Source organism: Janthinobacterium sp. PAMC25594 (assembly GCF_019443505.1).
Classification (GTDB): Bacteria; Pseudomonadota; Gammaproteobacteria; order Burkholderiales; family Burkholderiaceae_D; genus Janthinobacterium.
In genome coordinates, this window is the sequence record NZ_CP080377.1 from 3,509,184 (window position 1) to 3,535,385 (window position 26,202).

Below are 26,202 nucleotides of genomic sequence, written 5' to 3' on the forward strand. Positions count from 1 at the left end.
CGCGCTGCCACCCCGGCAAGCTCGCTTATAATTGACCGGCATAATTAACCGAAAGACATACGACGCATGACATCTTCAAACACCGCTGGCTCCGCTGGCTCGAAGCCGCCCACCAAGGGCAGCAAACCCAAACGTTTTCTGCTAATGGCCCTGGTATCGCTGCTGGGCCTGGGCATCGTCGGCGTCTTGCTGGTGGTGTTTGGCCTGGCCATGGCCTATCCGAACCTGCCGGCGCTCGATACCTTGACTGATTACAAGCCAAAGATGCCGCTGCGCGTGTTCACGTCCGACAGTGTGCTGATCGGCGAGTTCGGTGAAGAGCGGCGCAACATGGTGCATATCAAGGATATTCCCGATGTCATGAAGAAAGCCGTGCTGGCCATCGAAGATGACCGCTTCTATGAACATGGTGGCGTCGACTATCTGGGTATCACGCGCGCGGCCCTGCACAACCTGACGGGTGGCGCCAAGCAAGGCGCCTCGACCATCACGCAACAGGTGGCGCGCAATTTCTTCCTGTCCAGCGAACAGACCTTGAAACGCAAGGCGTATGAAGTCTTGCTTGCATGGAAGATCGAGAAAAACCTCAGCAAGGACCAGATCCTCGAAGTGTATATGAACCAGATTTATCTGGGACAGCGCGCCTACGGCTTCGCCTCGGCCGCGCAAATCTATTTCGGCAAGAATATCCAGGATCTCACCGTGGCCGAAGCGGCCATGCTGGCCGGCTTGCCGAAGGCGCCGTCGGCCTACAACCCGGTCGTCAATCCGAAACGCGCGCGCATGCGTCAGCAATACATTCTGCAGCGCATGGCGCAGCTGGGCTACATCACGCCGGCGCAGTTCGAAGAAGCGAAAAATGAAGAGCTGAAAGTGAAGACCGACAGCAGCGCCTTCGGCGTGCACGCGGAATACGTGTCGGAAATGGCGCGCCAGCTGGTCTACGAGCAATTCAAGGAAGACACGTATACGCGCGGCCTGAACGTCTACACCACCATCACCAAGGCCGACCAGGACGCCGCCTACATTGCCTTGCGCAAGGGCGTGATGGATTACGAGAAACGCCACGGCTACCGCGGCCCGGAAGCGTATATCGAGATTCCGAAAACCAAGGCCGAAGCGGACGACGCCATCGAGACGGAACTGGCCGACCACCCGGACAGCGACGACATCATCGCCGCCATGGTGCTGCAGGCGTCGCCCAAATCGTTGCAGGCAGTCACGTCAGCCGGCGAGGAAATTACCATTACCGGCCCCGGCCTGACCTTCGGCGCGGCCTGGCTGTCAGAAAAAGCGGCGCCGAACCGCCGCATCAAGCGCGGCGCCGTGATCCGCGTCATGCAAGAAAACAACACCTGGGTCTTGACGCAGATGCCGGAAGTGCAATCGGCGTTCGTCTCGGCCAGCACCACGGACGGCGCCATTCGCGCCATGGTGGGCGGCTTCGATTACAACCGCAACAAGTTCAACCATGTCACGCAGGCGTGGCGCCAGCCCGGTTCCGCCTTCAAGCCCTTCATCTATTCCGCTTCGCTGGAACGGGGCCTGTCGCCAGCCACCATCATCAACGATGCGCCGATCTCGTTCGACGCGGGCCAGACGGGCGGCCAGGCGTGGGAACCGAAAAACTACGACAGCAAATACGATGGTCCGATGACCATGCGCAAGGGTTTGATGAAATCGAAGAACATGATTTCCATCCGCATCCTGCACAAGATCGGCGCCAAGTATGGCCAGGAATACGCGACGCGCTTCGGCTTTGATGCGGACAAGAACCCGCCCTACCTGACCCTGGCCCTGGGCGCCGGCAACGTGACGCCGCTGCAGATGGCGGGCGCGTATGCCGTGTTCGCCAATGGCGGCTACAAGATCAACCCGTATCTGATCGCCAAGGTGACCGATAGCGATGGCAATATCCTGTCGCAAGCCAAGCCGGATCTGGCGGGCGAGGAAGCCAACCGCGTCATCGACGAGCGCAATGCCTTCATGATGAACAGCATGCTCAACGATGTCGTGCGCTTCGGCACGGCGAACAAGGCCATGGCCTTGAAGCGCCCTGACCTGGCCGGCAAGACGGGTACCACCAACGATTCCATCGACGCCTGGTTCGCCGGTTACCAGGCCAAGCTGGTGGGCATCGCCTGGATCGGCTACGACCAGCCGCGCAACCTGGGCAACCGGGAAACGGGCGGCGGCCTGGCCTTGCCGATCTGGATCAACTACATGGCGAAGGCATTGAAAAGCATTCCCGTCGAGGAACGCGCCGTACCGGAAGGCCTGATACGCGTGGGCGACGAGTATTACTATGCGGAAAATCCACCGGGCACGGGCGTCGGCAGCCTGGAAGGCGCGGCGCGCGGCACGCCGGAGGAAGAGAAAGCCAAGGAAGCCGTCAAGAACGAGTTGTTCTGACGGAAATTGCGGGGGATCGGGTAGGTCGGATTAGCGGGGGCCGCCGAGGCCGCAAGCGCGTAATCCGACAACATTGTTAGCGCCCGGGTGGTGTCGGATTACGCGGCTTCGCCGCTAATCCGACCTACGTCTCGATGAGCTAATTACTTCAGCACAACGGGCGCGCCCGCCTGCTCGCTGGCCATGGTGGACAAGGCGGCAAACAGTTCCGAGCCGTCGCGCGTGTTGAGCCATTCATCGCCCACACGCTTGTAATGAAAACCGCCGGAACGGGCGGCCACCCACATTTCGCGCATGGGGGCCTGGCTGTTGACGATGATTTTCGTGCCGTTGTCGATGAACTCGATTTCCAGCACATTGCCGCTGCGGCTGCATTCGACGTCGAGCACGTCTTCATCGTTCAGCCGGTCCAGCGCCGCGGCGATCTGGGTCAGGGTGGCTTCGGCCAGGGCCAGGAATTCCGATTCGCTCATGCTACACTCCAAAGATCTTAATCAAACCGTGATTCTAATCGTGAAGTCATCCTCAGCGTTTTATATCGGCATTGCCATTGTGGTTTCCAGCGTCCTGGCCGGCTGTGGCCAGCCCGGCGCCCTGTACCTGCCCAAGCCACCCGCGGCCAAAGGCGCGCCGGCAAAAGGCCCGGTCGAACCGGCGCCCGTGCCGCCGCCACCCGTGATCGTGCCAGTCACCTAAACGGAACGCACCGGGGTGGCTGTCTTCGCCGCCCTGGCGCTCTTCTCTCGCTTGCTCCAGGCGAAATACACACGAATTGCCAGCAGTAGCGCGACGATGCCGCCGAACAGGATCGGTTGTGCGAAATTGTGCTTGCCCGCCTTCATCCACCAGAAGTGCAAAATACCCAGCGGCGCGATCACATAGATCAGCCGGTGCAGCCACTGCCAGCGCTTGCCACCGAGGCGCTTGACCATGCCATTCGTGCTCGTCACGGCGAGCGGAATGAGCAAGACAAAGGCAATAAAACCCACCGTGATGAACGGCCGCTTGAGCACATCCTTCCACATTTCCTGCACATCAAAAAAGTGATCGAACCATAAAAACGTGGTGAAGTGCAGCGCCGCGTAGAAAAACGCGAACAGGCCCAGCATGCGGCGCAGCTTGATCAGCCAATTCCATTGGGTGAAACGCCGCAAGGGCGTCACCGCCAGGCTGATGCAGATAAAATACAGGGTCCAGTCGCCCGTGCCGCGCGTGATGAATTCCAGCGGCTCCACCAGTTGCCCCGTGTACGTCAGCCAGACCATGCGCGCGAATGGCAGCAGCGCCAGCAGAAAAACCAGGCTTTTGAATAGCGACAATTGTCTCGGCGTGGGGTTGAGGGCCATGGTGTTTCCTTAAAAGAACTTCTTCAGATCCATGCCCGCGTACAAGGAAGCGACATCGTTGTAGCCATTGAACATCAGGGTCTTGCGCTTGCGCGTGAGAAAGCCGTCTTCACCGATGCGCCGCTCGGAAGCTTGCGACCAGCGCGGATGATCGACGTTCGGGTTCACATTCGAGTAAAAACCATATTCGGACGGCGCCGACAGGTTCCAGGAGGTGCGCGGCTGTTCCTTGACGAAACGGATCTTGACGATGGATTTGGCCGACTTGAAACCATATTTCCACGGCAAGACCATGCGCACGGGCGCGCCATTCTGGTTCGGCAAGGTTTCGCCATACATGCCCAGGGTCAGCAGCGCCAGCGGATGGTTCGCTTCGTCGATGCGCAAGCCTTCCGTATACGGCCACTGCAGCACTCTGCCGCCCACGCCCGGCATTTGCTTCTTGTCGGCCAGGGTGATGAATTCCACGTACTTGGCATTGCCCGTCGGCTCGACCTTCTTGATGATTTCCGAGAAGGAATAACCGACCCACGGAATCACCATCGACCAGCCTTCCACGCAGCGCAGCCGGTAGACGCGCTCTTCCAGCGGCGCCAGCTTCAGCAGCGCGTCGAGGTCCAAGATCATGGGTTTCTTGACCTCGCCTTCGATGCTGACCGTCCACGGCCGCGTGCGCAAGGTGCCCGCGTTTTGCGCAGGCTCGCTCTTGTCCGTGCCGAATTCGTAGAAATTGTTGTAGCTGGTGGCGTCTTTATAGGCCGTCTGCTTGTCCAGCGCCGAATACGCGGGATTGAGCTTGGCAGCCAGCTTGGGATTGCTGCCTTGCGCGAACGCTTCGCGGCTGGCCATTTCCAGCAAGGCCGCACTGGACACGGAGCCCAGGGCGATTTGCTTGATGAAGCTGCGGCGCGATTCAAACACGGCGCGCGGCGTGATTTCGGAAGAATACGGCAATTCGATGCCGTTGGGACTGCGCTTGATCAACATGGCGGCTCCGGAAAAAGGTGATTGGATATACCTTACACCAGTTTTTCCGGGCCGTTCATGACGCTTCTGTCATTAAAGTTTGCCGTAAGAATGCAGGCCTGAAAGGAACATGTTGACGCCCAAGAAGGCAAACGTCGTCACCAGCAAGCCCACCAGCGCCCACCAAGAAGCGACGCGGCCGCGCAAGCCCGTCATCAATCGCATGTGCAGCCAGGCTGCATAGTTGAGCCAGACGATCAGCGCCCAGGTTTCTTTCGGGTCCCACGACCAGTAGCCACCCCATGCTTCGGCCGCCCACAGGGCGCCCAGGATGGTCGCTACCGTGAAGAAAGCAAAGCCCACGGAAATGGCCTTGTACATGACGTCGTCGAGCACTTCCAGCGACGGCAGGCGGTCGACCAGGTAGCCGCTCGATTTGAGCAGATACGCGGCCGCCACCATGGCCGACAGGGCAAAGGTACCGTAGCCGATGAAGTTGGCGGGCACGTGGATCTTCATCCACCAGCTTTGCAGGGCCGGCACCAGCGGCTGGATTTCGGCCGCGTCGCGCGTGACCGTGTACCACATCAGGAACACCACGGCCGCCGAAATGACCAGCATGACGAAGGCGCCCAGCTGGCGCGTCGCATAATGCTGCTCGTAATACAGGTAGAACATGGCCGTGATCAAGGAAAACAGGATGAACACTTCATACAGGTTCGACACGGGAATATGGCCCACGTCGGCGCCGATCAGGTAAGACTCGTACCAGCGCACCAGCATGCCCGTCAGACCCAGCACCACGCCGGCCCAGCACAGCAGGGAGCCGACGGACGAGCCAAATTCCGAGCGCGCCACCAGGCCGATCCAGTAAAACAGGGTCGACAGCACGAACAGGGTGCCCATCCACAAGATGGCGGACTGGCTCGACAAGATGTATTTGAGGAAGAATTTCTGGTTCGCCATCTCCAGGTGGCCCGAGTACAGCTCGATGGCAAACAGCGACAGCACGGCCGCCAGCGGGATCAGCCAGCGCACGGGCTTCCAGTACCAGCCCAGCCACGCGAACGTGGGCGCCGCGGCCAGCAGGATGGCCTTTTCATAGATATCCATGAAGGCGCCAAAGCGCATCAGGCCGAACAGGGAGGCCGCCAGCAAGCCGGCGCCATACAGCCAATCGATCAGGCTCAGGCGCTTGAAAAATCCTGGTTCCTGCGTATATATTTGCTTGTTTGCCAATTCCATCATTTTCTCCATTCCCGGCGACGCGCAAGCGTCCCGAAACTCAGCCAATCCAACTCAGCGCAGCTTACGCCGATTGCGGCAGCTTTGCCTTCAAAGTCTCAAATTCTTTTTCAAAATCCAGCGTCTTGCGTTGCGTGCTCATGGCCATCAGGGCTACGCTGCCGCCTTCGCCATCCTTGATCCACACCCACAGGCGGCGCTCGCGGATATAAAACATGGAAAACACGCCGATCACGAGGAACAGGCAACCGAGGTAGACCACGCTCTTGCCCGGCGAACGCGTCACTTGCAGCACGGACGCCTTGATTTCCGTGAACTCGTCCAGCTGCAGATACACGGGCGCGCCATAGAAGAAGCTGTCGGACAGCGCATTCGTGGCCAGTTGCAGGAAGCGGCCGTGCTTGTCATCGGCCTCGATGGCCTTCAAGCCATCCTGCGCACGCGCCGCCTGCCACAAGTCCCACAGGCTGCCATTCAAGATTTTCATGAAGATGTCGGCCGCTTTTTCTTGCTCGGCGGCAGGAATTTTCTCCAGGAAACGCGAAATGGCCAGGAAACCGCCCTCTTGCCCATTGCCGGCAAAGATGCCCAGGCTTTTCGCTGCCGATTCCTGCAGCTGGCCGCGCAGGGCTTCCGCGTTCGCCTGCGGCATGGCGCGCGCCGCATAGCGCGCGGCGGCCTGCTGGCGCAGCGCCGGATCTTGCAGCGCGGCACGCAAGCGCATCCATTCCGTCACGCTGTAATTGTCATCGACGGGAATGCGCAGATAGCTGAACGGGTCGCTGGGATTGACGCGCATGCCGGCCAGGAACACCGTCGTGCCATCCACGGTGACAGGTTGCATGTAATTCTGGTACTCGCGCGCCTGGCCCGTCTTGTCGCGCAATTTGTATTGCACCGAGGGGCCGACGTTCTTGAGATCCTTGTTATGCGCGTTCTTCGCGGCCGAACCGAGGCGTTTATCGAGGCCGACGGCAAATTTATCGTTGAAACTTTCCGCCTTGCTGACGGCGCGCACATCCTGGCCGGCGCTGAGGTTTTCCACGTTGAAGGGACGGAAACCCGACCATTCCACCGTGTAGGAATTGCCATCGCTGCGCTCAAGCGGCGTGCTGCCGCCCACTTCGCCGCCGATATCGAAGCGTTTCGTCGTCTTGCCCGTCATGGGAAAACCCGTCAACTTGAGCTTGCTGCCGCCATCCTCAAAGCTGGACTGGTACAGGGCCAGGCCCTTGTACAGCAGCGGCTGGTTGACTTTGATGGTGGCAGGAAAACTTTCTCCCGTCACATGGTCGGTGATGACGACATCGCTGGCGAACAGCTTGGGCATGCCCGTGCTGTAGAAATCGATGTGGAATTTCTTCAGCAAAATCGTGATGGGCAGATCCTGGATCAGCACGCCATCGGCCTGGGGAATGATGGCCGTGTTACTCGACGAACCCTCCGGGATCATGGTATTGCCGCGGAAAGTGGGGTTCGACAGGCTCAGCCGGTGCTGGGCGGGAATGTCGGCGATCACGCCGCTGCCGGAAAACGGCGTCTTGCCAAAGAACCATTGTTGTACGCGGATCGGCATTTCCGAATCGAGCAAGCCGCCCACGCAAATGATGACGATGGCGCCGTGGGCAAAGATATAGCCCCATTTATTGGCCGCGCCGCGCTTGGCCGCCACCAGGGTGGCGTTGTCCTTCTCGACCACCTTGGCCGCATAGCCGCTGTCTTTCAGGCGCATCACCATCTGCTGCGCCAGCACGGCGCGCGGCAGCGGCGCCTGCCATTCCATCTTGTGATGGAAATTGCGCAACGATTGCTCGCGCACATTGTCGCGCCAGCTGCGCATATCCTTGAGCATCTTCGGCGCATTGCGCACGATGCACAGCGAGGTCGAGGCGACGAGGAAACCCATGATCACCAGGAACCACCAGGCCGAATACACGGAATACAGGCTCAGCTTGTCGAAGACGGCAAACCAGAATGGACCAAACTGGTTCACATAGTTGGGCATGGGCTCGTTCTGCTTGAGCACGGTGCCGATGATGGACGCCACGGCGATCAGGGTCAGCAGGCTGATGGCAAAGCGCATCGACGAGACCAGCTCGACGAATTCAGCCAGGCCGCGGCGTTGGGTCTTTAACTCGATTCCGGTCGTGCCTGTGCTCATACGTGGATACTCATACGGGATATGCAATCTTCAAGAAAATGTAGGCATGGAGCAGATAGTTTCTCCGCGCAAGGCGGCAGCATACTCCTGTTTGGCCCCTGCCATAAAAAAGGGCAGCCTGTTGAAAAGGCCGCCCTGGTTCATGCGCGCTGCTGCGCCTGGCAATCTCTTGCCACTATGAAAACTTACTTCAGGCCGGCGATATAGTCGGCCACGGCGGCAATCTCGTCATCCGACATGCGGGCGGCGATGGTGTGCATTTGCGCGCTGTTCTTGCGGGCATCCACCTTGGTGCTGCGGAACATGGTCAGCTGGGCCACCGTGTAGTCCTGGTGCTGGCCGGCGATGCGCGGATACTGGACGGGAATACCATTGCCCGTCGCGCCATGACAGCTGGCGCAGGCGGCAACTTGCTTGGAAGCAATGCCACCACGGTAGATTTTCTTGCCCAGGTCAATCGTATCCTTGTTTTTCGCGGCGCCCGGCTTGGACAGCTGCGCGCCCAGGTAGGCGGCGATATTCTTCTTGTCGGCGTCGCTGAGCATCTTCGCGTACGTCGTCATGACGGGCTGGTTGCGCTCCGGCGTGGTGAAGTCGACCAGTTGCTTGTAGATATAGCTTTCGTGCTGGCCGGCCAGCTTCGGATTGACCGTGATGGTCGAGTTGCCGGCCGCGCCATGGCACGATACGCAGGCAGGCAAGCCGCGCGCCGCATCGCCATCGGCGTACAGGGTAGCGCCCTTGGCGGCGTCAGCCTTGACGGCCGGTTTCGGTGCTTCGACCGCGGAGGCAGTTGCCGATACAGCCAGCAAAGCGAGCAGCATGGATTTGAACAACGGTGAAAACGCACGATTCATTCAGGCACCCTGAGACAGTGAGAAATTAGTGGTGGACATTGCCGCGCTCCTGAGATTTTTGATTTATTTTCAGGGCCGCAAGCCGCATCGCTGCTACGCCGGCAACAATTAACAATCCCTTATTGTACAATAGCTTCTTGGCGTTATCGCTCCCTTATCGCTCCATTTTGTTGCTTTACTACTCCCATGTCAAAACTCTGGCAAGCCCGCTTCTTTACGACCGTCAACCAATTGCGTGACCTGCCCGATACCACGGTGCCGGAAATCGCTTTTGCCGGCCGCTCCAATGCCGGTAAATCGACCGCCATCAACATCTTGTGTAATCAGAAAGGCTTGGCGTTCGCCTCCAAGACACCTGGCCGTACCCAGCACATCAACTACTTCTCCATCGGCGGCGCCCACGTGGCGCAGCATCGCAAGGATGCCACCATCGTCGAAGAGATCGAATGCCTGCTGGTCGACTTGCCGGGCTACGGCTACGCGGAAGTGTCGGGCTCGGCCAAACTGCACTGGCAGCGCCTGCTGGGCGACTACGTGCAGCGCCGCGAGCAATTGGCGGGCCTGGTCCTGATCATGGATTCGCGCCGTCCGTTCACCGACCTGGACGTCCAGATGCTGGAATGGTTCGCCCCCACGGGTAAACCGATCCACTGCATCCTGACCAAAGTCGATAAGCTGAACCGCAATGAATCGGTCAACGCGCTGCGCCAGGCGAAAGCCAAGCTCGACAGCTATGTCGATGAAGACGGCGTCGGCTTCCCGTTCACCGTGCAACTGTTCTCGGCCTTGAAAAGAGTCGGCATCGACGAAGCCAATGACAAGATCATGGAACTGGCCGGCATCAGCGAAGATAGCGCGGCCCAGATGGTCGAACTGATCGACATGGAAGACGACGTCGAGCCGGAGTCCGACAAACCGGCTTGATCGAGATCAACGCTACGTAAAAAAGGCTGCCCGTTCACACGGTGCAGCCTTTTTTGATTGCGCTGAGCGTTTAACGCCGTCCCGGCCCTGGCCGCTTCTCCGAAAAGAATTCCTGACGCAGGAAGGCAGTCAGCTCGGCCGTATCTTCCACGCGGGCGCTGAGGTTGACGTTACGCCCCAGGCGCCGCGATTCCCAGACGAAGTCGCCCGGTTTTTCGGCACGGATCAACTGGATCATCTTCTTGATGATGGCCGATTCGATATCGGGTTCATTGCCCAGTTCGACTTTTTCCTGCTTCAGCCAATTGCGCTTGAAGTTGCCGTTCCAGCCCTTGAACTTGACTTCGGCGCTGAACGAGGTCTGGTTGACGATGGAAAACACGCCACCCGAATCCTCGCGGTCGCTGCCCGAATTGCGGCCCTGCGCGCCGGCGATATTCGCCTTGGCCACGCGCATGGCGCGGTCGTTCTCGCTTTCCTCGGCCGGCGGCGCGGGGTTCTGCGCCTCGCGCTGCTTGCGGCGCTGCTCGATCATCGAACTCATGTCTTCGGCCGGTGGCGGCGGCAACGGCACTTTCGATACCAGCGGCGGCGTGAATGTTTCCAGTTTCGGCTTGTCGCGCGGCACGTCCTTGCTCACCACGCGCTTGCTCGGTGCCGGCGGCGGTTTCACCTTGGCCACTTTCGTGTCCTTCGGCTTGGGCGTGGGTTTCGGCTGCGGCTGCGGCTTCGGTTGCGGCTTGTCCTTCAGCGGCGCGATGTAGACCATCGCGCTTTCCTTCTTCGGCGGCGGAATCTTTTCTATCTTGTCGCTGCGCAACAGAACATACGCCGCCAGCAGCACGTGCAGCAAGACGGACACGCCGAGCGCAACCTTGCGCGTGGTGCTGGTCCTGGACCCGTAGGCCGGTAGTGGCTGGATCACTTGCCCGCAGGTGGGGCAAACATCGGAATCGGCAGCCAACAAATGGGTCGTGTCATGCAAAATGAATCGTGCTTTCTGTGTAGCGAAGAAATAACATTACAGGGCAGCCATAGTGCCAGAGTCCCTTGCTTTTGGGAACACTTCCTCGGCCTTGCCAATCCGAAGCGTACAGGATAGTGACATTCCTTGCAGCGCTAACCAGAGTACCCGAGCCGTCCCTTGACGGTTGTTACCGTATGTATCACTGCCCATACAAAACCGGCGTCCCATTCACGCAGGAATGGGACGCCGGTCACGGGTCAACAGGTAATGCAAGCGCTCAAGCCTGCTTGTCGAGTGCGACCAGTTGCTCGTCCGTCACCGGCCCCGTGCCGCTGTACTTATCCAGGAACAAATAGATGACGGGCGTGATGAACAGGGTAATCACTTGCGAAAACAGCAATCCGCCGACCACGGCCAGGCCCAGCGGCTGGCGCAGCTCGGCGCCGGCGCCCAGGCCCAGGGCGATGGGCAAGGCCCCCATCAGGGCCGCCGCCGATGTCATCATGATGGGGCGGAAACGCAGGATGCAGGCCTGGCGGATGGCTTCAGGCGGGCTCATGCCCTCGTTGCGCTGCGCATGCAGGGCAAAGTCGATCATCATGATGGCGTTTTTCTTGACGATACCGATCAGCATCAAAATGCCGATGATGGCGATCATCGTCAGGTCCATGCCGAACAGGCGCAAGGTCAACAGCGCCCCCACGGCCGCCGACGGCAAGCCGGCCAGGATGGTCAGCGGGTGGATGTAGCTTTCATACAGCACGCCGAGCAGCACATAGATCACGGCCAGCGCGGCGATGATGAGGATGATCTGGCTAGCCTGCGAATCCTGGAACACGGCCGCATCGCCACCGTAGCGCGTGATGATGGAGGCCGGCAAGCTCATTTCCTTGCCCATCACGTCGATCTTGCCCGTGGCGATGCCCAGCGGCACGTCCGGCGCCAGGTTGAAGGAGATCGTCACGGCCTGCAACTGCCCCTGGTGATTCACGGACGTGGGGCCAATCGTGCGTTCCACGTAGGCAATACTCGACAGCTTCACCAACTCGCCCGACTTGCTGCGCACGGACACGCGCGTGAGCGCATCGTCATACTGGCGATCCGCCGTGGCCGCTTCCAGGATCACGTAATAGCTGGCCGCCGACGAATAGATGGTCGACACTTGCCGCTCGCCAAAGGCGCTGTACAGGGCCGTGCGGATATCGGACATTTGCACGCCCAGCAGATTGGCCTTGTCGCGGTCGATCCGCAGGGACGCCTGCAAGCCCTTGATCTGCGAATCGCTGGTGACGTCGCGGAACGCGGGATCGGTGCGCATGCCAGCAATAAACTTTTCCGCCCAGTCATTCAAGGCATCGGGGCTGACGCTTTGCAAGGTGTACTGGTAGCGGCTCTTGCTCTGGCGCCCGCCCAGTTGCAAGTTTTGCACGGGACGGAAATACACGGCCATGCCGGGCACGGCGCTCGTCGCGCGGCGCAGGTTTTCCAGCACCACGGGCATTTTCGGCCGTTCGCTGCGCGGTTTTAATACCATGAACATGCGGCCCGTGTTGCCGCCACCGACGAACGACGTCACATCCTGCACGCTGGGGTCCGCCTTGAGCACGGCCGCCACGCGCGCTTGCAAGTCCTGCAATGCAGCAGAGGAAATATCCTCCGACGCTTCCGTATTCACCTGGATCTGGCCCAGGTCTTCCTCGGGGAAGAAACCCTTCGGAATGGTCGCGTACAGCAGCACCGTCAGCGCAAAGGTACACACGGCAACGAATAGCACCACGTTGCGGTGCGCCAGGGCCTTGTCGAGCAGATGCACGTAACCGTTGCGCAATTTCGTGAACCCCGCCTCGAAGTGGCGGCCGATGAACGTTTTCTCGCCATGGCTCGGGTCGCTGTCATTGTGTTCGCGTGTATCGGCCGGCAGGAAGCGGCTGGCCAGCATCGGCACCAGGGTCAGCGACACGATGGCCGAGACGAGGATGGACAGCGTGACGACGACGGCGAACTCGTGGAACAGCAAGCCGATCACGCCCGGCATGAAGAAGATGGGGATGAACACGGCCACCAGCGAGACGGAAATCGAGATGATGGTGAAACCCATTTCCTTGGCGCCCACGAGGGCCGCCTGGATCGGTTTCTTGCCCATCTCGATATGCCGCACGATGTTTTCCAGCACCACGATGGCATCGTCGACCACCAGGCCCACGGCCAGGGTAATGCCCAGCAGGGAAATGTTGTCGAGGCTGTAGCCGAGCCAGTACAGCAGGGCCAGCGCGCCGAGCAGGGAAATGGGCATGGTGACGGCCGGAATGAAGGTGGCCGCCGCGCGGTGCAGGAACAAAAAGATCACCAGCACCACCAGAATCACCGTCAGGGCCAGGGTCAGGTTGACGTCGTGAATCGCTTCGCGGATCGAGACGGAACGGTCGTTGACCAGGCTGATCTGGATGGAAGCGGGCAATTGCGCCTTGAAACCCGGCAAAAGTTTGCGCACGGCATCGACAACTTGCACCGTGTTCGCATCCGGTTGGCGCTGCACCAGCAAGGTGATCGAGCGCTCGCCGTTGAAACTGCCGGCCGTCTTGGTCGACTGGAAACTGTCTTCCACTTCGGCCACTTCCTTCAGCCGCACGGGCTGGCCATTGCGCGTGGCGACGATGAGTTCGGCAAAATCGGCCGCCTTCATCATCTGCGGGTTGCCCTGGATGGTCAAGGTCTGGCTGGGGCCGTCGAGGATGCCCAGCGGCGAATTCGTGTTCGAGGCGCGCAGGGCCTGGGCCAGCTCGTCCATCGTCAGGTTGCGCGCGTTCATCAGGTCGGCACGGGCGCGCACGCGCACGGCAAAGCGTTTCTGGCCATTCACGCTGACCTGGGCCACGCCTGGCAAGGTCGACAGGCTGGGCGCGATCAGGTTTTCCGCATAATCATTCAGATCCGACAAGTTCAGCGATGGCGACGTCATCTGGATGAACAGCACGGGCGCATCGGCCGGATTGACTTTGCGGTAGGACGGCAAGTCCGTCATTTCCGTCGGCAACTGGCGCTGCGCGCGCAGCAAGGCCGCCTGCACGTCGACGGCGGCCTCGTTGACATTGATGCTGGCGTCAAACTCCAGGGTCAGCGAGGTATTGCCCAGGGTACTCGTCGAGGTGATCAGGCTCAGGCCGGCAATCGTGGAAAACTGCTTTTCCAGCGGCAAGGCCACGGAGGACGCCATGGTCTCGGGGCTGGCGCCGGCCAGGTCGGCGCTGACGTTGATGACGGGCGTGTTATAGCTTGGCAAGGCCGCCACGGGAATGTGGCCATACGCCAGCACGCCGGCCAGGATGATGGAGAGGGACAGCAGCACCACCATGACGGGGCGGCGGATGCTCAGTTCGGACAGGTTCATGCTGGCTTGCCCTGCGGTGCGGCGGCGCCATCGGCGGCCTTGTGTTTTTCCGCCAGGCGCACCTTGCCGCCCGGACGCAGGTTCTGCTTGCCGTCGACGATGACTTTCTCGTCGCCGGTCAATCCGGTGACGACGGCATTCGGGCCGAACGCATACACGCGGGCAATCTTGCGCACCTTGGCCGTATTATCGGCTTCCATCGAATACACGAAGATGCCCGTGGTATTGGTGATGATGGCGTTTTGCGGGATGACCAGCGCATCCTTGAGCGTGCGCACCGTCAACTGCGTATTCACATACTGGCCAGGCCACAGGTCGGTACCGCCATTGTTGAAACGGGCCTTGACCTTGATCACGCCCGTGGCGGGATCGACGGCATTGTCGATGAAACTCAGTTTACCGTCGAGCTGCTTGCCGCCGGCATCGGCCAGCAGCGCCTTGACCGCCACCTCGCCCGCCTTCTGCGCCGCCAGCAAGCCCGACAGACTGCTTTCCGGCAAGGTGAAGACCACATCGATCGGGTCGAGCTGGGTGATGCTGGTGAGCGAAGTAGTCGGCTGCACCAGGCTGCCCGCGTACACATTGATGGCGCCCACGCGGCCACCCTGCGGCGCGCGCAGGACGGTGTAGCTGGAGTCGACCTGGGCGGCGCGCAAGGCGGCCTGGTCGGCGGCCAGCAAGGCGCGTGCCGCGTCGAGCTGGCTTTGCAAAGTATCCACGGCGCCCTGGGCGATGAAGTTCTTGCTCAGCAAATCCTGGCTGCGTTTGAGCTGGCGTTCGAGGTCCAGCACCGAGGCGCGGTCACGCAATACTTGCGCCTGCGCCTTGTCGACATTCGCGTGCTCGCTGCGCGCGTCCAGCGTAAACATCAGTTCGCCCTGTTTGACGAACTGGCCTTCGCGGATGTGCACCTTGGTGATCGTACTGGTCGTCTGTGGATGCAGGTCGACGCTGCTGATCGGTGTCACGCTGCCATTGGCTTGCAGCAGCATCGGCACATCCTGTCGCAGCGGCGCGACCACGTTCACCGTGGTTGGTCCCTGTCCGCCCTTGCCCCCTTTGCCATCCTGCCCACCGGCCGCTTTGCCTGCCTGATTGAAATACCAGATGCCGCCACCGATACACAGGGCCGCACCCACGAGGATTGCCAGGCTAGTCTTTTTCATTGTTCTGTCACGCTGTTGCAGCGCAGGGCTGCAGGTTGAAGGTAGTTGCCAGGGGGCGTAAAGCACAATATTGTCGCACGGAAATGCTCACTTTCCCGCGTAATACTCTGGCACGATCAGGGTGACTTCCAGTCCACCGTCGACATGATTCAGCAGTGAAACCGTGGCGCCATGCTGCTCGGCGATGTTGCGCGCGATGGTCAGGCCCAGGCCCATGCCACCCGATTCGCGCGAACGCGAGGTCTCGATGCGATAAAACGGTTCGAACACTTTGGCCAGCTGATCTGGCGCAATCCCCGGTCCGCCGTCGCGGATGCGGATGCGCGCCGCGCCGGCGATGCGCTCGACCGTCACCTGCGCGTACTGGCCATATTTGACGGCATTGTCGATCAAGTTCACCAGGCAACGCCGCATGGCGATGGGCCGGCCCATCAAGGCCATGCTGGCCTGCCCGGCCAGGGTCACGTTCTGGCCGGCATCGGCCGCGTCGGAGCAAACGCTGTCGAGCAGGGAGTCGAGATCGAGCGCCTGCATCGCTTCCGTGCTATCCATCGAGCGGGCCAGGTCCAGCCCTTCCTTGACCATGCTCTGCATGGCAGACAGGTCGCCCACCAGGCGGTCATATAATTCCGTATCGGCCACCTTTTCCAGGCGCAGGCGCAAGCGCGTCAGCGGCGTCTGCAAGTCGTGCGTGATGGCGGCCAGCATTTGTGTACGCTGGGAAATATGCTGGCGGATGCGCGCCTGCATGGCATTGAAGGCGGCGCTGGCCTGGCGGATCTCGCTGGCGCCCGACAGGGTCAGCGGCGGATGGTTGATGTCGTTGCCCAGGTCTTTCGCCGCCTGCGCCAGCTGCTTGAGCGGACGCATGGTCATGCGCGTGACCAGGTAAGCGAGGATGGCGATGCTGATCAGGAAAGGCAGCAGGGTCATCCAGTCATTGTGTTCATTGAACGGTGGCTGCTGGCGCGGCGGCAAGACCATCAGGCGCAGCACGTGGCCATCCTGCATGCGCACGTCGAGGTTTTCGCAGGTACCGCCCCAAGGCTTGGCGCCGAACATGCCCGGCGACTGGCGTGGATTGATGCAGGCGGCCGGGCGTTCGGCCAGCGCGCTGACCTTGAAACCCTCGCCCAGCTTGGCTTGCAGGGCGCTGGAAAATTCCGTCGGCGTACCGGGCTTATGTTCCGTGTCGGGACGCAATTCCAGGCGCACGCTGCCCTTGTTGGCCACCTTCAGGTAGGCGGCGCGCGAGGCCAGCGGCACCACGTCGGCCGCCATCACCAGCTGCTCGGCCCGCTCGACGGCGTGATAGTCGCGGTATTGCTCGATGGCGCGCTGGCGTTCGCCCACGGCCAGCCACTGCGTCAGCGCGGCCGAAGCGACGATGCCGATCAGCAGAAACATGAAGACCCTGCCCGTCATCGATCCCAGGAAGGCCTTCACGCGTGCGGCTCCACGTTGACTTGCCCGGCCAGCACGTAGCCGCCGTTGCGCACGGTCTTGATGATTTGCGGCAAACGGGCATCTTCACCGAGCTTTTGACGCAAGCGGCTGATCTGGATATCGATCGAGCGGTCGAACGGGTCGGCGTCGCGCCCCTGCGTCAGGTTCAGCAACTGGTCGCGGTTGAGCACGCGGTTCGGGTGTTCCAGGAACACGCGCAGCAAGCGGAACTCGGCGCCCGACAGCATGATCACCAGACCGCTGGGATTGAGCAGGTGGCGCGCCGTGAGGTCCAGGGTCCAGCCGGAAAAGCGGATTTGCTGCGCCTTGTCCGATGGCACGTTCGACGGCATGGCATGGCTGCGGCGCAGCACGCTGCGTATACGCGCCAGCAATTCGCGCGGCTCGAACGGTTTCGGCAAATAATCGTCGGCACCCATTTCCAGGCCCAGGATGCGGTCCAGCGGCTCATTGCGCGCCGTCAACATGATCACCGGCACGGTCGATTGGGCGCGCAGCTTGCGGCACAAGGTCAGGCCATCGTCGCCAGGCAGGTTCAAATCGAGCACGATCAGGTCGGGCCGCGTTTCATCGAGAATTTTCCACATGGCCGTGCCATCCGCCGCGCCCAGGGTGCGGTAGGCGTTCGTTTCCAGGTAGTCCGCCAGCAAGCTGCGGATATCGCGGTCATCGTCGACGATGAGAATTGTAGAAGTGGGTTCCATGGTACGAATTATCCCCACTTCCCCCGCCCTTGCACAGCGCATTTGTATCGTCTTGTATATAGGAGACCCGAAGAAACATATAGATACAAACTGTCTGACAGCGGACACTTCGGGGAAACATGGAGAGTCCACCATGGATTCATGTGCAGCAACATGTACATCCCTCATCTTTTACAAAGGAATCCAGATGAACGCCTCAATGACAACCTTGCGCAAGAATTTGATCATCGCCATGAGCGTACTCGGCATGGGTGCGGCATCGCTGACCGTCCACGCCCAGGAAGCGGCCGCCAGCGCGCCTGCCGCCAGCACCAAAATGCAACATGATGGCCAGCGCGGCCCGCACCGCGGTGGCAACCCTGCCGAGCGCATGGCCAAGTACCAGGCCCGCCTGCACGACAAGCTGAAGCTGACAGCCGCGCAGGAACCGGCCTGGGCCACTTTCACGGCCGCCAACGCGCCGAAAAAACCGATGGGCGACTGGAAGGCCAAGCACGAAGCGATGGCCAAGCTGTCGGCGCCGGAGCGCATGGAACAATGGATCGCCATGTCGAAGGAACGCATCGCCAGCCAGGAAAGTCGCCTGGCCTCGCTGAAGACCTTCTATGCCGTGCTGACGCCGGAGCAAAAGAAAGTGTTTGATGACAGCGTGCCTGGCGGCAAGCACGGCGGCCATCGTGGTGGCCACCATGGCATGGAGCAGCATCCGAAAGCAGGGTAGGTCGGATTAGGTCCGCAGGACCGTAATCCGACAACGTTGACGTGTGCGGTGGTGTCGGGTTACGCCCTCCCGGGCTAACCCGAGCTACTCCTCCAGCTTGCGCAAGGAAATCAGGAACGTCGATGCATTCTGGAAACCGATCACGCGCGACTGGGCGATCTCCTGCCCTTGCGGGTTGAACATGATGATGCCTGGCGGGCCGAACAGCTGGAAACGCTTCAGCATGGCCTTGTCGTCCGCGTCATTGGCCGTCACGTCCACTTGCAGCAGCACGGCTTGTCCCATCTTCTCGCGCACGGCGGGATCGACGAAGGTCAGTTTTTCCATCTCGATGCACGACACGCACCAGTCGGCATAAAAGTCCAGCAAGGCCGGCTTGCCACCCAGCTGCGCCAGCGCCGCATCGAGCTGCGCCACGGTCTTTACGCGTGTAAAAGGTTGCGCGTACACCTGGCCACCGCCCAGGTGCGCCAGCGGCGCCAGCGGATCGCGTCCACCGCTGGCCACGCCCACCAGTTGCATCGCACCCAGCACGGCAAACACCAGGCCGAAGGCCTTGGCCACCCAGGCGTGCTGCGCGCCGCTCTTGCCCACCAACAAATACATACCGTAACCGACGAACAGCACCGTCCAGCCCAGCATTTGCACGGCGCCAGGCAGCACGGGCGAGACCAGCCACCAGGCCACGCCCAGTTGCAGCACGCCAAAGAAGCGCTTGACGGCATCCATCCAGGCGCCGGCACGCGGCAGCAAGGTGCCGGCCGAGACGCCCACCAACAGCAAGGGCACGCTCATGCCCACCGCCATGGCAAACAGCGCGCTGCCGCCGATGACGACGTCGCGCGTCTGGCTGATGTACAGCAAGGCGCCGGCCAGCGGCGCGGCCACGCATGGCCCGACGATCAGGGCGGAAATGGCGCCCATGACGAATACGCCCGCCAGGCGGCCTGACGATTGCTGGTTCGACACGGACGTCAGCTTGCCTTGCAGGAAAGCCGGCACTTGCAGCTCATACAAGCCGAACATCGACAGGGCCAGGCCCGCCATCAGCAAGGCGAAAAAGCCCAGCACCCACGGATTTTGGAGCTTGGCCGCCAGGCCTTCGCCCGCCAGGCCCGCCGCCACGCCCAGCGCCGTGTAGACGATGGCCATACCCAGCGCGTACGTCAGCGACAGCAGCAAGCCGCGCGAACGGCTGACCTTGGCGCCATCGCCGATGATGATCGACGACAAAATCGGCACCATCGGCAGCACGCATGGGGTGAACGCCAGGCCCAGGCCCAGCAACATGAACAGGGGCACGATGACGAGCAGCTTGCCGCCCTTCAGGGCCGATTCGATCTTGCCCAGCTCGTTTTGCGCGGGCGCCGGGCCTGCCGCCACAGGAACCGCCGCTACCGGCTCGGGCGTGCTGGTGATATCGGCCTGGGGAACGCTCAGCACGGATACGCCAGGCGACGCCTGCGCCTGCGAGCCGTTGACGGCCGCCATGTCGACTGCCGGCGCGGAAGGCAAGGCAAACTTCGACGCCACGCCGCCCGGCGCCATGCTCTGGCCGCCGCCCCCGCCCACCAGCTGGGCCGTGGCATCCTGCGGCGCATAGCACAGGCCCTTGTCGGAACAGCCCTGTCCCGTCGCTTTCAGGGTGAACGCGCCAGCGGCCTGCACGGGAATGGTGATGGTCAGCGTCTTGCGGAACGTTTCCACGTTCTTCTGGAAAGTGTCGTCAAACTTGACCTTGCCAGCCGGATACACAGGCGTGCCCAGCTTGGCGCCCACGGCGTCGAACTTGAAGCGCTCATGGTACATATAGTAACCATCGGCAATCACATAGGTGACGGCGATGGTGGACGGATCCTGCATGCGGGCGGAAAATTTGAACGCCAGTTCGGGATCGAGGAATTCATCGTCGGCACGGGCATGGCCGGCGCCAAAAACGGCGATCAACAGGAAGAAACAGGCAGCAAACCAAGTGAGCAAAGGATGGCGTGGCGCGGCGCGCGCGGTGGCGCTGGAGAGGAAACGGGACATGAACTACCTTTTCGACCATTCGACAGAGGACGCGCGGAGCAGGCAGCGCTTGTGCCGGGCCGGCGCGAAAGGAGAATAGTACACTGCGGTAAGAATGACTGCAGCAGAAAACAAAAAAGCCAGGCTAGGCCTGGCTTTCTCAGATGCAACTACCGGGATTACTCGCCAGCGATTTCAACTGCTTCGGTCGTGTCTGGACGATCCATCAGTTCGACGAACGCCATAGGAGCGTTATCGCCTACGCGGAAACCCATTTTCAGGATACGCACATAGCCGCCGTTACGGTTGGCGTAACGTGGGCCCAGTTCAGCGAACAGCTTCAAGACCATTTCACGATCGCGCAGGCGGTTGAAGGCCAGACGCTTGTTTGCCAGGCAGTCAGTTTTGCCCAAGGTCAGAATTGGCTCAACAACGCGGCGCAGTTCTTTTGCTTTTGGCAGGGTGGTTTTGATCGCTTCGTGACGCAGCAGCGATACTGTCATGTTGCGCAGCATTGCCAGACGGTGGGACGAGGTACGATTCAGTTTACGGAGGCCGTGACCGTGACGCATGATAAATCCTTTCGGTGAGTGTTTAAATTCCAGCTCTTCGATCGATGAAGCTAGTGCAACATCGCGGGCCGGTTTGGTGCTTCAAAATAAAAGCCTGGGACACCTGTCCCAGGCAGTTTGCTACAACTACGAATTACTTTTCCAGGCCTGCAGGCGGCCAGTTTTCCAGCTTCATGCCCAAGGTCAAGCCGCGCGATGCCAGCACTTCCTTGATTTCGTTCAGGGACTTGCGGCCCAGATTTGGCGTTTTCAGCAGTTCGTTTTCCGAACGTTGGATCAGGTCGCCGATGTAGTAGATGTTTTCCGCTTTCAGGCAGTTCGCCGAACGCACGGTCAACTCCAGATCGTCGACTGGACGCAACAGGATAGGATCGACCAGCGGAGCGCGCGATGGCGCTTCAGCGGCAGCTTCCGTGCCTTCCAGGGCAGCGAACACATTCAACTGATCCACCAGGACGCGGGCCGACTGGCGGATCGCTTCTTCCGGCGAGATCACGCCGTTGGTTTCGATGTTGATGATCAGCTTGTCCAGGTCGGTACGTTGCTCAACGCGAGCCGATTCAACGAAGTACGATACACGGCGCACTGGCGAGAACGACGCGTCCAGGATGATGCGGCCGATGGTCTTGTTCGTGTCTTCCGACAGGCGACGCACGTTACCAGGAACGTAGCCGCGGCCTTTTTCAACCTTGATCTGCATGTCCAGCTTGCCACCAGCGGTCAGGTGGGCGATCACGTGGTCAGGGTTGATCAGTTCGACGTCATGCGGCAGGTCGATGTCGGAGGCCAGGATCGCGCCTTCGCCTTCTTTTTTCAGGGTCAGGGTTACCGAATCGCGGTTGTGGACTTTGAAAACCACACCCTTCAAGTTCAGCAACAGATCGACGACGTCTTCTTGCACGCCATCGAGGGAGGAATATTCGTGGACGACGCCGGCGATCGTCACTTCGGTCGGCGCGTAGCCTACCATCGACGACAGCAAGACGCGGCGCAACGCGTTACCCAATGTGTGGCCATAGCCGCGCTCGAACGGTTCCATCACGACTTTGGCGTGACCTGCACCGAGAGCTTCAACATCGATAATACGTGGCTTCAACAAACTGTTTTGCATGAAATGTCCTTTTCAATACCCTCGGCTCATTACACCGATAAGGCTGATGGCATTAGTAAAACGCCCACTCGATCGAGTGGGCGGTGATGGTGCTAACTACTATTAACGCGAGTACAGCTCGACGATCAGCGATTCGTTGACGTCGTTAGCGATTTCGTTACGCTCTGGCAGGGACTTGAAGGTGCCTTCCATTTTCTTGGCATCAACCGAAACCCAGCTAGGCATGCCAACTTGTTCAGCCAGCGACAGTGCTTCAACGATACGCACTTGCTTTTTCGATTTTTCACGAACAGCAACGATGTCGCCAACTTTAACCGCGTACGAAGCGATGTTCACAACGATACCGTTCACGGTGAACGCTTTGTGGCTGACCAATTGACGCGCTTCAGCGCGGGTCGAACCAAAGCCCATGCGGTAGCAAACGTTGTCCAGACGCGTTTCCAGCAACTTCAACAGCGTTTCGCCGGTGTTGCCTTTACGACGGTCCGCTTCAGCGAAGTAGCGGCGGAATTGACGTTCCAGCACGCCGTACATGCGTTTTACTTTTTGCTTTTCGCGCAGTTGGTTACCGTAGTCCGAGGTGCGGGCGCCGGATTTGACACCGTGCTGGCCTGGTTTGACGTCCAGTTTGCACTTGCTGTCGAGCGAGCGACGTGCGCTCTTCAGGAACAGGTCAGTACCTTCACGGCGGGAGAGTTTTGCTTTAGGTCCGATATAACGTGCCACGATGCTTCCTTTTATTAATGATAACGCCCCAGCCACATGCATGATCAAACACGCTGCTGCGGTTAGGCGCTAGTCTGACTCAGCTTCAATCAGACGGTGGCTGAAAACGAAAAACCCGCCAAATGGAATTTGACAGGCAAGAACAGCCGGGCAGTATAACCGTTTCCGGCTCCCTGCTCCAGCGATTTCACATAACTGTACTAAAACAACAGACAGAAAAGCAGCTGGCGCCGAAGCGCCCTCTGCAACACTATCTTAGATACGACGGCGTTTCGGTGGACGGCAACCGTTGTGCGGTACCGGCGTCACGTCCTGGATCTCGGTGATCTTGATGCCCAGGTTGTTCAGCGCGCGAACAGCGGATTCACGACCAGGACCTGGGCCCTTGATACGTACTTCCAGGTTCTTGACGCCACACTCAACAGCCACTTTACCAGCGGCTTCCGCGGCGACCTGCGCTGCGAACGGGGTCGATTTACGCGAACCCTTGAAGCCTGCACCGCCGGAGGTAGCCCACGACAAGGCATTGCCTTGACGATCGGTGATGGTAATGATGGTGTTATTAAACGAAGCGTGGACATGTGCAATGCCTTCAGCGACGTTCTTTTTAACCTTTTTACGCACGCGTGCTGATGCGGCGTTATTTTGCGACTTAGCCATAATTATTCCCTAGCGGATTATTTTTTCAGCGATTGAGCGGCTTTACGCGGTCCCTTGCGGGTACGTGCGTTCGTACGCGTACGCTGGCCACGGCAAGGCAGACCCTTACGATGACGCATGCCGCGGTAGCAACCCAGATCCATCAAACGCTTGATGTTCATGGACAGTTCACGACGCAGATCGCCTTCGACGATGAATTTACCTACTTCATCGCGCAGTTTTTCCAGTTCGTTGTCATCCAGATCTTTGATCTTTTTGTTGGTTGCTACACCGGTCGATGCACAGATTTTCTCTGCGCGTGGACGGCCCACACCGTAGATGGCTGTCAGGCCGATAACGGTATGCTGATGATTTGGGATATTAACCCCTGCAATACGTGCCATTTGTTATTCCTCGATTAACCTTGACGCTGCTTGTGACGTGGTTCCACGCAGATTACGCGGACTACGCCTTTGCGCTTGATGATCTTGCAGTTGCGGCAGATCCGCTTGACTGATGCGAGAACTTTCATTTTGGGGCTCTTTCTTTCGCTTCTTTGGTTTGATTCAGTGTGTTACTTGGTACGGAACACAATACGGGCCCGGCTCAAGTCGTACGGCGTTAACTCCACCGTCACCTTGTCTCCAGGGAGAATGCGAATATAGTTCATCCGCATTTTACCTGAAATATGCCCGAGGACCACGTGTCCGTTCTCCAGCTTCACTCGAAATGTTGCATTTGGGAGATTCTCAAGAATCTCGCCCTGCATCTGTATGACGTCGTCTTTTGCCATTCGGTATGTTTACCGCGCTTAACGCGTCGGAATTCCGCCCTTGAAATTTGCTTTGCGCAGCAGCGAATCATATTGCTGCGACATCACGTAGTTCTGTACTTGCGCCATGAAATCCATGGTGACAACTACAATAATCAATAAAGAAGTACCGCCGAAATAGAATGGTACTTTCCACTGGGCTTGCATAAATTCCGGCAATAAACACACCAGGGTGATGTAGACTGCGCCGGCAAGTGTCAAGCGTGTCAGGATCTTGTCGATGTAACGGGCTGTCTGCTCGCCTGGACGGATCCCGGGAATGAACGCACCGCTTTTCTTCAAGTTATCCGCTGTTTCCTTGCTGTTAAACACCAGCGCTGTATAGAAGAAACAGAAAAACACGATCGCCACTGCGTACAACAGCGCATGGATAGGCTCACCAGGCCCCATCGATGCTGCCAAATCTTTCAAGAACCGCACCGCAGGGTTAGCGTTGTCGGCGCCCTTTGAAAACCAGTCCACGATAGTGGCCGGAAACAAGATGATCGAAGAAGCAAAGATCGGCGGGATCACGCCGGCCATGTTCAGCTTCAACGGCAAATGGCTGGTTTGACCGCCATAAATCTTGTTGCCTACCTGGCGCTTCGCGTAATTGACCAATATTTTGCGCTGACCGCGTTCGACGAATACGACGAAGTACGTTACCAGTGCTACCAGAATCACGATGAAAATCGCGCTGAAGCTGCCGATCGAACCATTCGACACCTGAGTGAACAAGCCACCCAACGCCGACGGCAGACCTGCTGCAATCCCGGCAAAAATGATGATCGAGATGCCATTCCCCAAGCCACGCTCGGTAATTTGCTCACCCAACCACATCAAAAACATTGTTCCGGTCAACAAAGTGACGACCGTCACGAAGCGGAATGCAAGACCAGGTTCCAACACCAGACCAGCTTGCGACTCCAGTGCGACTGCAATGCCTAACGCTTGGAACAGTGCCAGGGCAACCGTGAAATACCGGGTGTACTGGGTGATCTTGCGACGACCTGCTTCGCCTTCTTTTTTCAACGCTTCCATCTGCGGTGACACGATCGACAGCAATTGCATGATGATCGAGGCCGAGATATAAGGCATGATACCCAGCGCAAACACTGTAAAACGAGACAAGGCACCGCCCGAGAACATGTTGAACATGCCCAGGACGCCGCCTTCGTGCTCCTTGAACAGCGAGGCTAATTGTGTCGGGTCAATCCCGGGAACCGGGACGTGAGCACCGATACGATAAACCACCAATGCGCCAAGCAAAAACCAGAGCCGTCCCCAAGGGAAACCGGCCGCTGCACTTTTAGCAAGTTGTGGATTAGTCGCCAATTTTCGCTCCGATCAAGCTGTTAGCGGTCAACTCAGGCTACCGAGCCGCCGGCTGCTTCGATGGCGGCTTTCGCGCCAGCGGACACTTTCAAGCCCTTCAAATTCACCGCTTTGGTGATTTCGCCGGACAAGATCACGCGCACGTCACGGGCCAACACGCCCAGAACGCCAGCTTGCTTCAAGACCAGAATGTCGACATCGCCAACAGCCAGGTTGTTCAGATCGGACAGGCGCACTTCAGCTTTGAAGGTTGCGTGCATCGATTTGAAACCGCGCTTAGGCAGACGGCGTTGCAGAGGCATCTGACCGCCTTCGAAACCGACTTTATGAAAGCCGCCCGAACGCGATTTCTGACCTTTGTGACCACGACCCGAGGTTTTACCCAGGCCGGAGCCGATACCGCGACCGACGCGACGCTTGTAGTGCTTAGCGCCTTCGGCTGGTGCAATAGTATTCAATTCCATGATTTGCTCCGTTCGTGTAAGCCCGAAGGCTTACCCGACAACTTTAACGAGATACGATACTTTATTGATCATGCCGCGTACGGATGGGGTGTCTTGCAATTCGGAAACCGAATTTACACGACGCAGACCCAGACCGCGCACGGTAGCGCGATGCGATTCGCGCGTACCGATCAAGCCCTTGACCAATTGCACTTTGACTGTGTTTGTCAT

General features: G+C 59.5%; 26 protein-coding genes. 4 read left to right on the top strand and 22 right to left on the bottom strand.

The features are described 5' to 3' along the window. Positions 1-66 precede the first annotated feature (66 nt). Positions 67-2,412: a penicillin-binding protein 1A gene (locus tag KY494_RS15760; RefSeq protein ID WP_219887472.1), complete on the top strand. Its 2,346-nt coding sequence runs from the start codon at positions 67-69 to the stop codon at positions 2,410-2,412. Positions 2,413-2,555: 143 nt separating this feature from the next. Here the strand turns inward: KY494_RS15760 and cyaY are convergent, their stop codons facing one another. Beyond that, complete coding sequence (gene cyaY / locus KY494_RS15765) at positions 2,556-2,885, bottom strand: iron donor protein CyaY (protein ID WP_219887473.1); 330 nt, start codon at positions 2,883-2,885, stop codon at positions 2,556-2,558. 40 nt (positions 2,886-2,925) lie between these two features. Between cyaY and KY494_RS15770 the strand changes: the two genes are divergently transcribed. Then, the gene (locus tag KY494_RS15770; RefSeq protein ID WP_219136107.1) at positions 2,926-3,108 is read left to right on the top strand and encodes a lipoprotein; all 183 of its coding nucleotides are present in this window, start codon (positions 2,926-2,928) and stop codon (positions 3,106-3,108) included. Here the strand turns inward: KY494_RS15770 and KY494_RS15775 are convergent. From KY494_RS15775 to KY494_RS15795, 5 genes are all read right to left on the bottom strand, one after another. After that, a complete protein-coding gene (locus tag KY494_RS15775; protein WP_219887474.1) occupies positions 3,105-3,758 on the bottom strand; it encodes a sulfite oxidase heme-binding subunit YedZ in 654 nt (217 codons plus the stop codon). The two genes, KY494_RS15770 and KY494_RS15775, sit on opposite strands and share 4 nt — an antisense overlap. A gap of 9 nt (positions 3,759-3,767) precedes the next feature. Next, positions 3,768-4,745, bottom strand: a complete 978-nt coding sequence (gene msrP, locus KY494_RS15780; RefSeq protein WP_219887475.1) for a protein-methionine-sulfoxide reductase catalytic subunit MsrP — start codon at positions 4,743-4,745, stop codon at positions 3,768-3,770. Between the two features lie 72 nt (positions 4,746-4,817). Then, entirely contained in the window at positions 4,818-5,969 is a 1,152-nt protein-coding gene (gene ccsB / locus KY494_RS15785) for a c-type cytochrome biogenesis protein CcsB (protein WP_219136222.1), read from the bottom strand. Between the two features lie 64 nt (positions 5,970-6,033). After that, on the bottom strand, positions 6,034-8,130 hold the full coding sequence (locus KY494_RS15790) for a cytochrome c biogenesis protein ResB (RefSeq protein WP_219887476.1): 2,097 nt from the start codon (positions 8,128-8,130) through the stop codon (positions 6,034-6,036). A 185-nt stretch (positions 8,131-8,315) separates the two neighbouring features. Continuing rightward, positions 8,316-8,987, bottom strand: a complete 672-nt coding sequence (locus KY494_RS15795; RefSeq protein WP_219887477.1) for a cytochrome c — start codon at positions 8,985-8,987, stop codon at positions 8,316-8,318. Positions 8,988-9,173: 186 nt separating this feature from the next. Here KY494_RS15795 and yihA point away from each other — a divergent pair, with 186 nt between their 5' ends. Then, the gene (yihA, locus tag KY494_RS15800; protein WP_219136102.1) at positions 9,174-9,911 is read left to right on the top strand and encodes a ribosome biogenesis GTP-binding protein YihA/YsxC; all 738 of its coding nucleotides are present in this window, start codon (positions 9,174-9,176) and stop codon (positions 9,909-9,911) included. Between the two features lie 70 nt (positions 9,912-9,981). On the opposite strand, the gene KY494_RS15805 is transcribed toward yihA, so the two are convergent. The 5 genes from KY494_RS15805 to KY494_RS15825 form a co-directional block, all read right to left on the bottom strand. Continuing rightward, positions 9,982-10,896: a hypothetical protein gene (locus tag KY494_RS15805; protein ID WP_258194267.1), complete on the bottom strand. Its 915-nt coding sequence runs from the start codon at positions 10,894-10,896 to the stop codon at positions 9,982-9,984. Between the two features lie 259 nt (positions 10,897-11,155). Continuing rightward, complete coding sequence (locus tag KY494_RS15810; RefSeq protein WP_219887478.1) at positions 11,156-14,266, bottom strand: efflux RND transporter permease subunit; 3,111 nt, start codon at positions 14,264-14,266, stop codon at positions 11,156-11,158. After that, the gene (locus tag KY494_RS15815) at positions 14,263-15,432 is read right to left on the bottom strand and encodes an efflux RND transporter periplasmic adaptor subunit (protein ID WP_219887479.1); all 1,170 of its coding nucleotides are present in this window, start codon (positions 15,430-15,432) and stop codon (positions 14,263-14,265) included. Before KY494_RS15815 ends, KY494_RS15810 begins: the two co-directional genes overlap by 4 nt. 87 nt (positions 15,433-15,519) lie before the next feature. Then, positions 15,520-16,878 (bottom strand): ATP-binding protein, encoded by a 1,359-nt coding sequence (locus KY494_RS15820; protein ID WP_219887480.1) that lies wholly within the window; start codon positions 16,876-16,878, stop codon positions 15,520-15,522. Further along, complete coding sequence (locus tag KY494_RS15825) at positions 16,875-17,603, bottom strand: response regulator (RefSeq protein ID WP_034753223.1); 729 nt, start codon at positions 17,601-17,603, stop codon at positions 16,875-16,877. The genes KY494_RS15820 and KY494_RS15825 overlap by 4 nt, the downstream gene beginning before the upstream one ends. Before the next feature lie 187 nt (positions 17,604-17,790). On the opposite strand from KY494_RS15825, the gene KY494_RS15830 reads away from it, so the two are divergent. Further along, positions 17,791-18,324, top strand: a complete 534-nt coding sequence (locus tag KY494_RS15830; protein ID WP_219887481.1) for a Spy/CpxP family protein refolding chaperone — start codon at positions 17,791-17,793, stop codon at positions 18,322-18,324. A gap of 84 nt (positions 18,325-18,408) precedes the next feature. Here KY494_RS15830 and dsbD read toward each other — a convergent pair whose 3' ends face one another. The 11 genes from dsbD to rpmD form a co-directional block, all read right to left on the bottom strand. After that, entirely contained in the window at positions 18,409-20,355 is a 1,947-nt protein-coding gene (gene dsbD / locus KY494_RS15835) for a protein-disulfide reductase DsbD (protein ID WP_258194268.1), read from the bottom strand. Positions 20,356-20,513: 158 nt separating this feature from the next. Then, entirely contained in the window at positions 20,514-20,906 is a 393-nt protein-coding gene (rplQ, locus tag KY494_RS15840) for a 50S ribosomal protein L17 (protein WP_010394482.1), read from the bottom strand. A 133-nt stretch (positions 20,907-21,039) separates the two neighbouring features. After that, a complete protein-coding gene (locus KY494_RS15845) occupies positions 21,040-22,017 on the bottom strand; it encodes a DNA-directed RNA polymerase subunit alpha (protein WP_008444343.1) in 978 nt (325 codons plus the stop codon). Between the two features lie 102 nt (positions 22,018-22,119). After that, positions 22,120-22,743, bottom strand: coding sequence for a 30S ribosomal protein S4 (gene rpsD, locus KY494_RS15850; protein ID WP_010394478.1), 624 nt, complete (start codon positions 22,741-22,743; stop codon positions 22,120-22,122). A 255-nt stretch (positions 22,744-22,998) separates the two neighbouring features. Continuing rightward, positions 22,999-23,403 (bottom strand): 30S ribosomal protein S11, encoded by a 405-nt coding sequence (rpsK, locus tag KY494_RS15855; RefSeq protein ID WP_010394475.1) that lies wholly within the window; start codon positions 23,401-23,403, stop codon positions 22,999-23,001. Positions 23,404-23,420: 17 nt separating this feature from the next. Next, entirely contained in the window at positions 23,421-23,786 is a 366-nt protein-coding gene (rpsM, locus tag KY494_RS15860) for a 30S ribosomal protein S13 (RefSeq protein ID WP_219136097.1), read from the bottom strand. A 14-nt stretch (positions 23,787-23,800) separates the two neighbouring features. Further along, positions 23,801-23,914: a 50S ribosomal protein L36 gene (gene rpmJ / locus KY494_RS15865; RefSeq protein WP_010394471.1), complete on the bottom strand. Its 114-nt coding sequence runs from the start codon at positions 23,912-23,914 to the stop codon at positions 23,801-23,803. Between the two features lie 42 nt (positions 23,915-23,956). After that, positions 23,957-24,175 carry a translation initiation factor IF-1 gene (infA, locus tag KY494_RS15870; protein WP_005663428.1) on the bottom strand — a complete coding sequence of 73 codons (219 nt, stop codon included), beginning with the start codon at positions 24,173-24,175 and terminating at the stop codon, positions 23,957-23,959. An 18-nt stretch (positions 24,176-24,193) separates the two neighbouring features. Next, entirely contained in the window at positions 24,194-25,528 is a 1,335-nt protein-coding gene (secY, locus tag KY494_RS15875) for a preprotein translocase subunit SecY (protein WP_010394438.1), read from the bottom strand. Positions 25,529-25,560: 32 nt separating this feature from the next. Beyond that, positions 25,561-25,992, bottom strand: coding sequence for a 50S ribosomal protein L15 (gene rplO / locus KY494_RS15880; RefSeq protein ID WP_034753211.1), 432 nt, complete (start codon positions 25,990-25,992; stop codon positions 25,561-25,563). A 30-nt stretch (positions 25,993-26,022) separates the two neighbouring features. Continuing rightward, positions 26,023-26,202, bottom strand: a complete 180-nt coding sequence (gene rpmD / locus KY494_RS15885) for a 50S ribosomal protein L30 (RefSeq protein ID WP_010394435.1) — start codon at positions 26,200-26,202, stop codon at positions 26,023-26,025.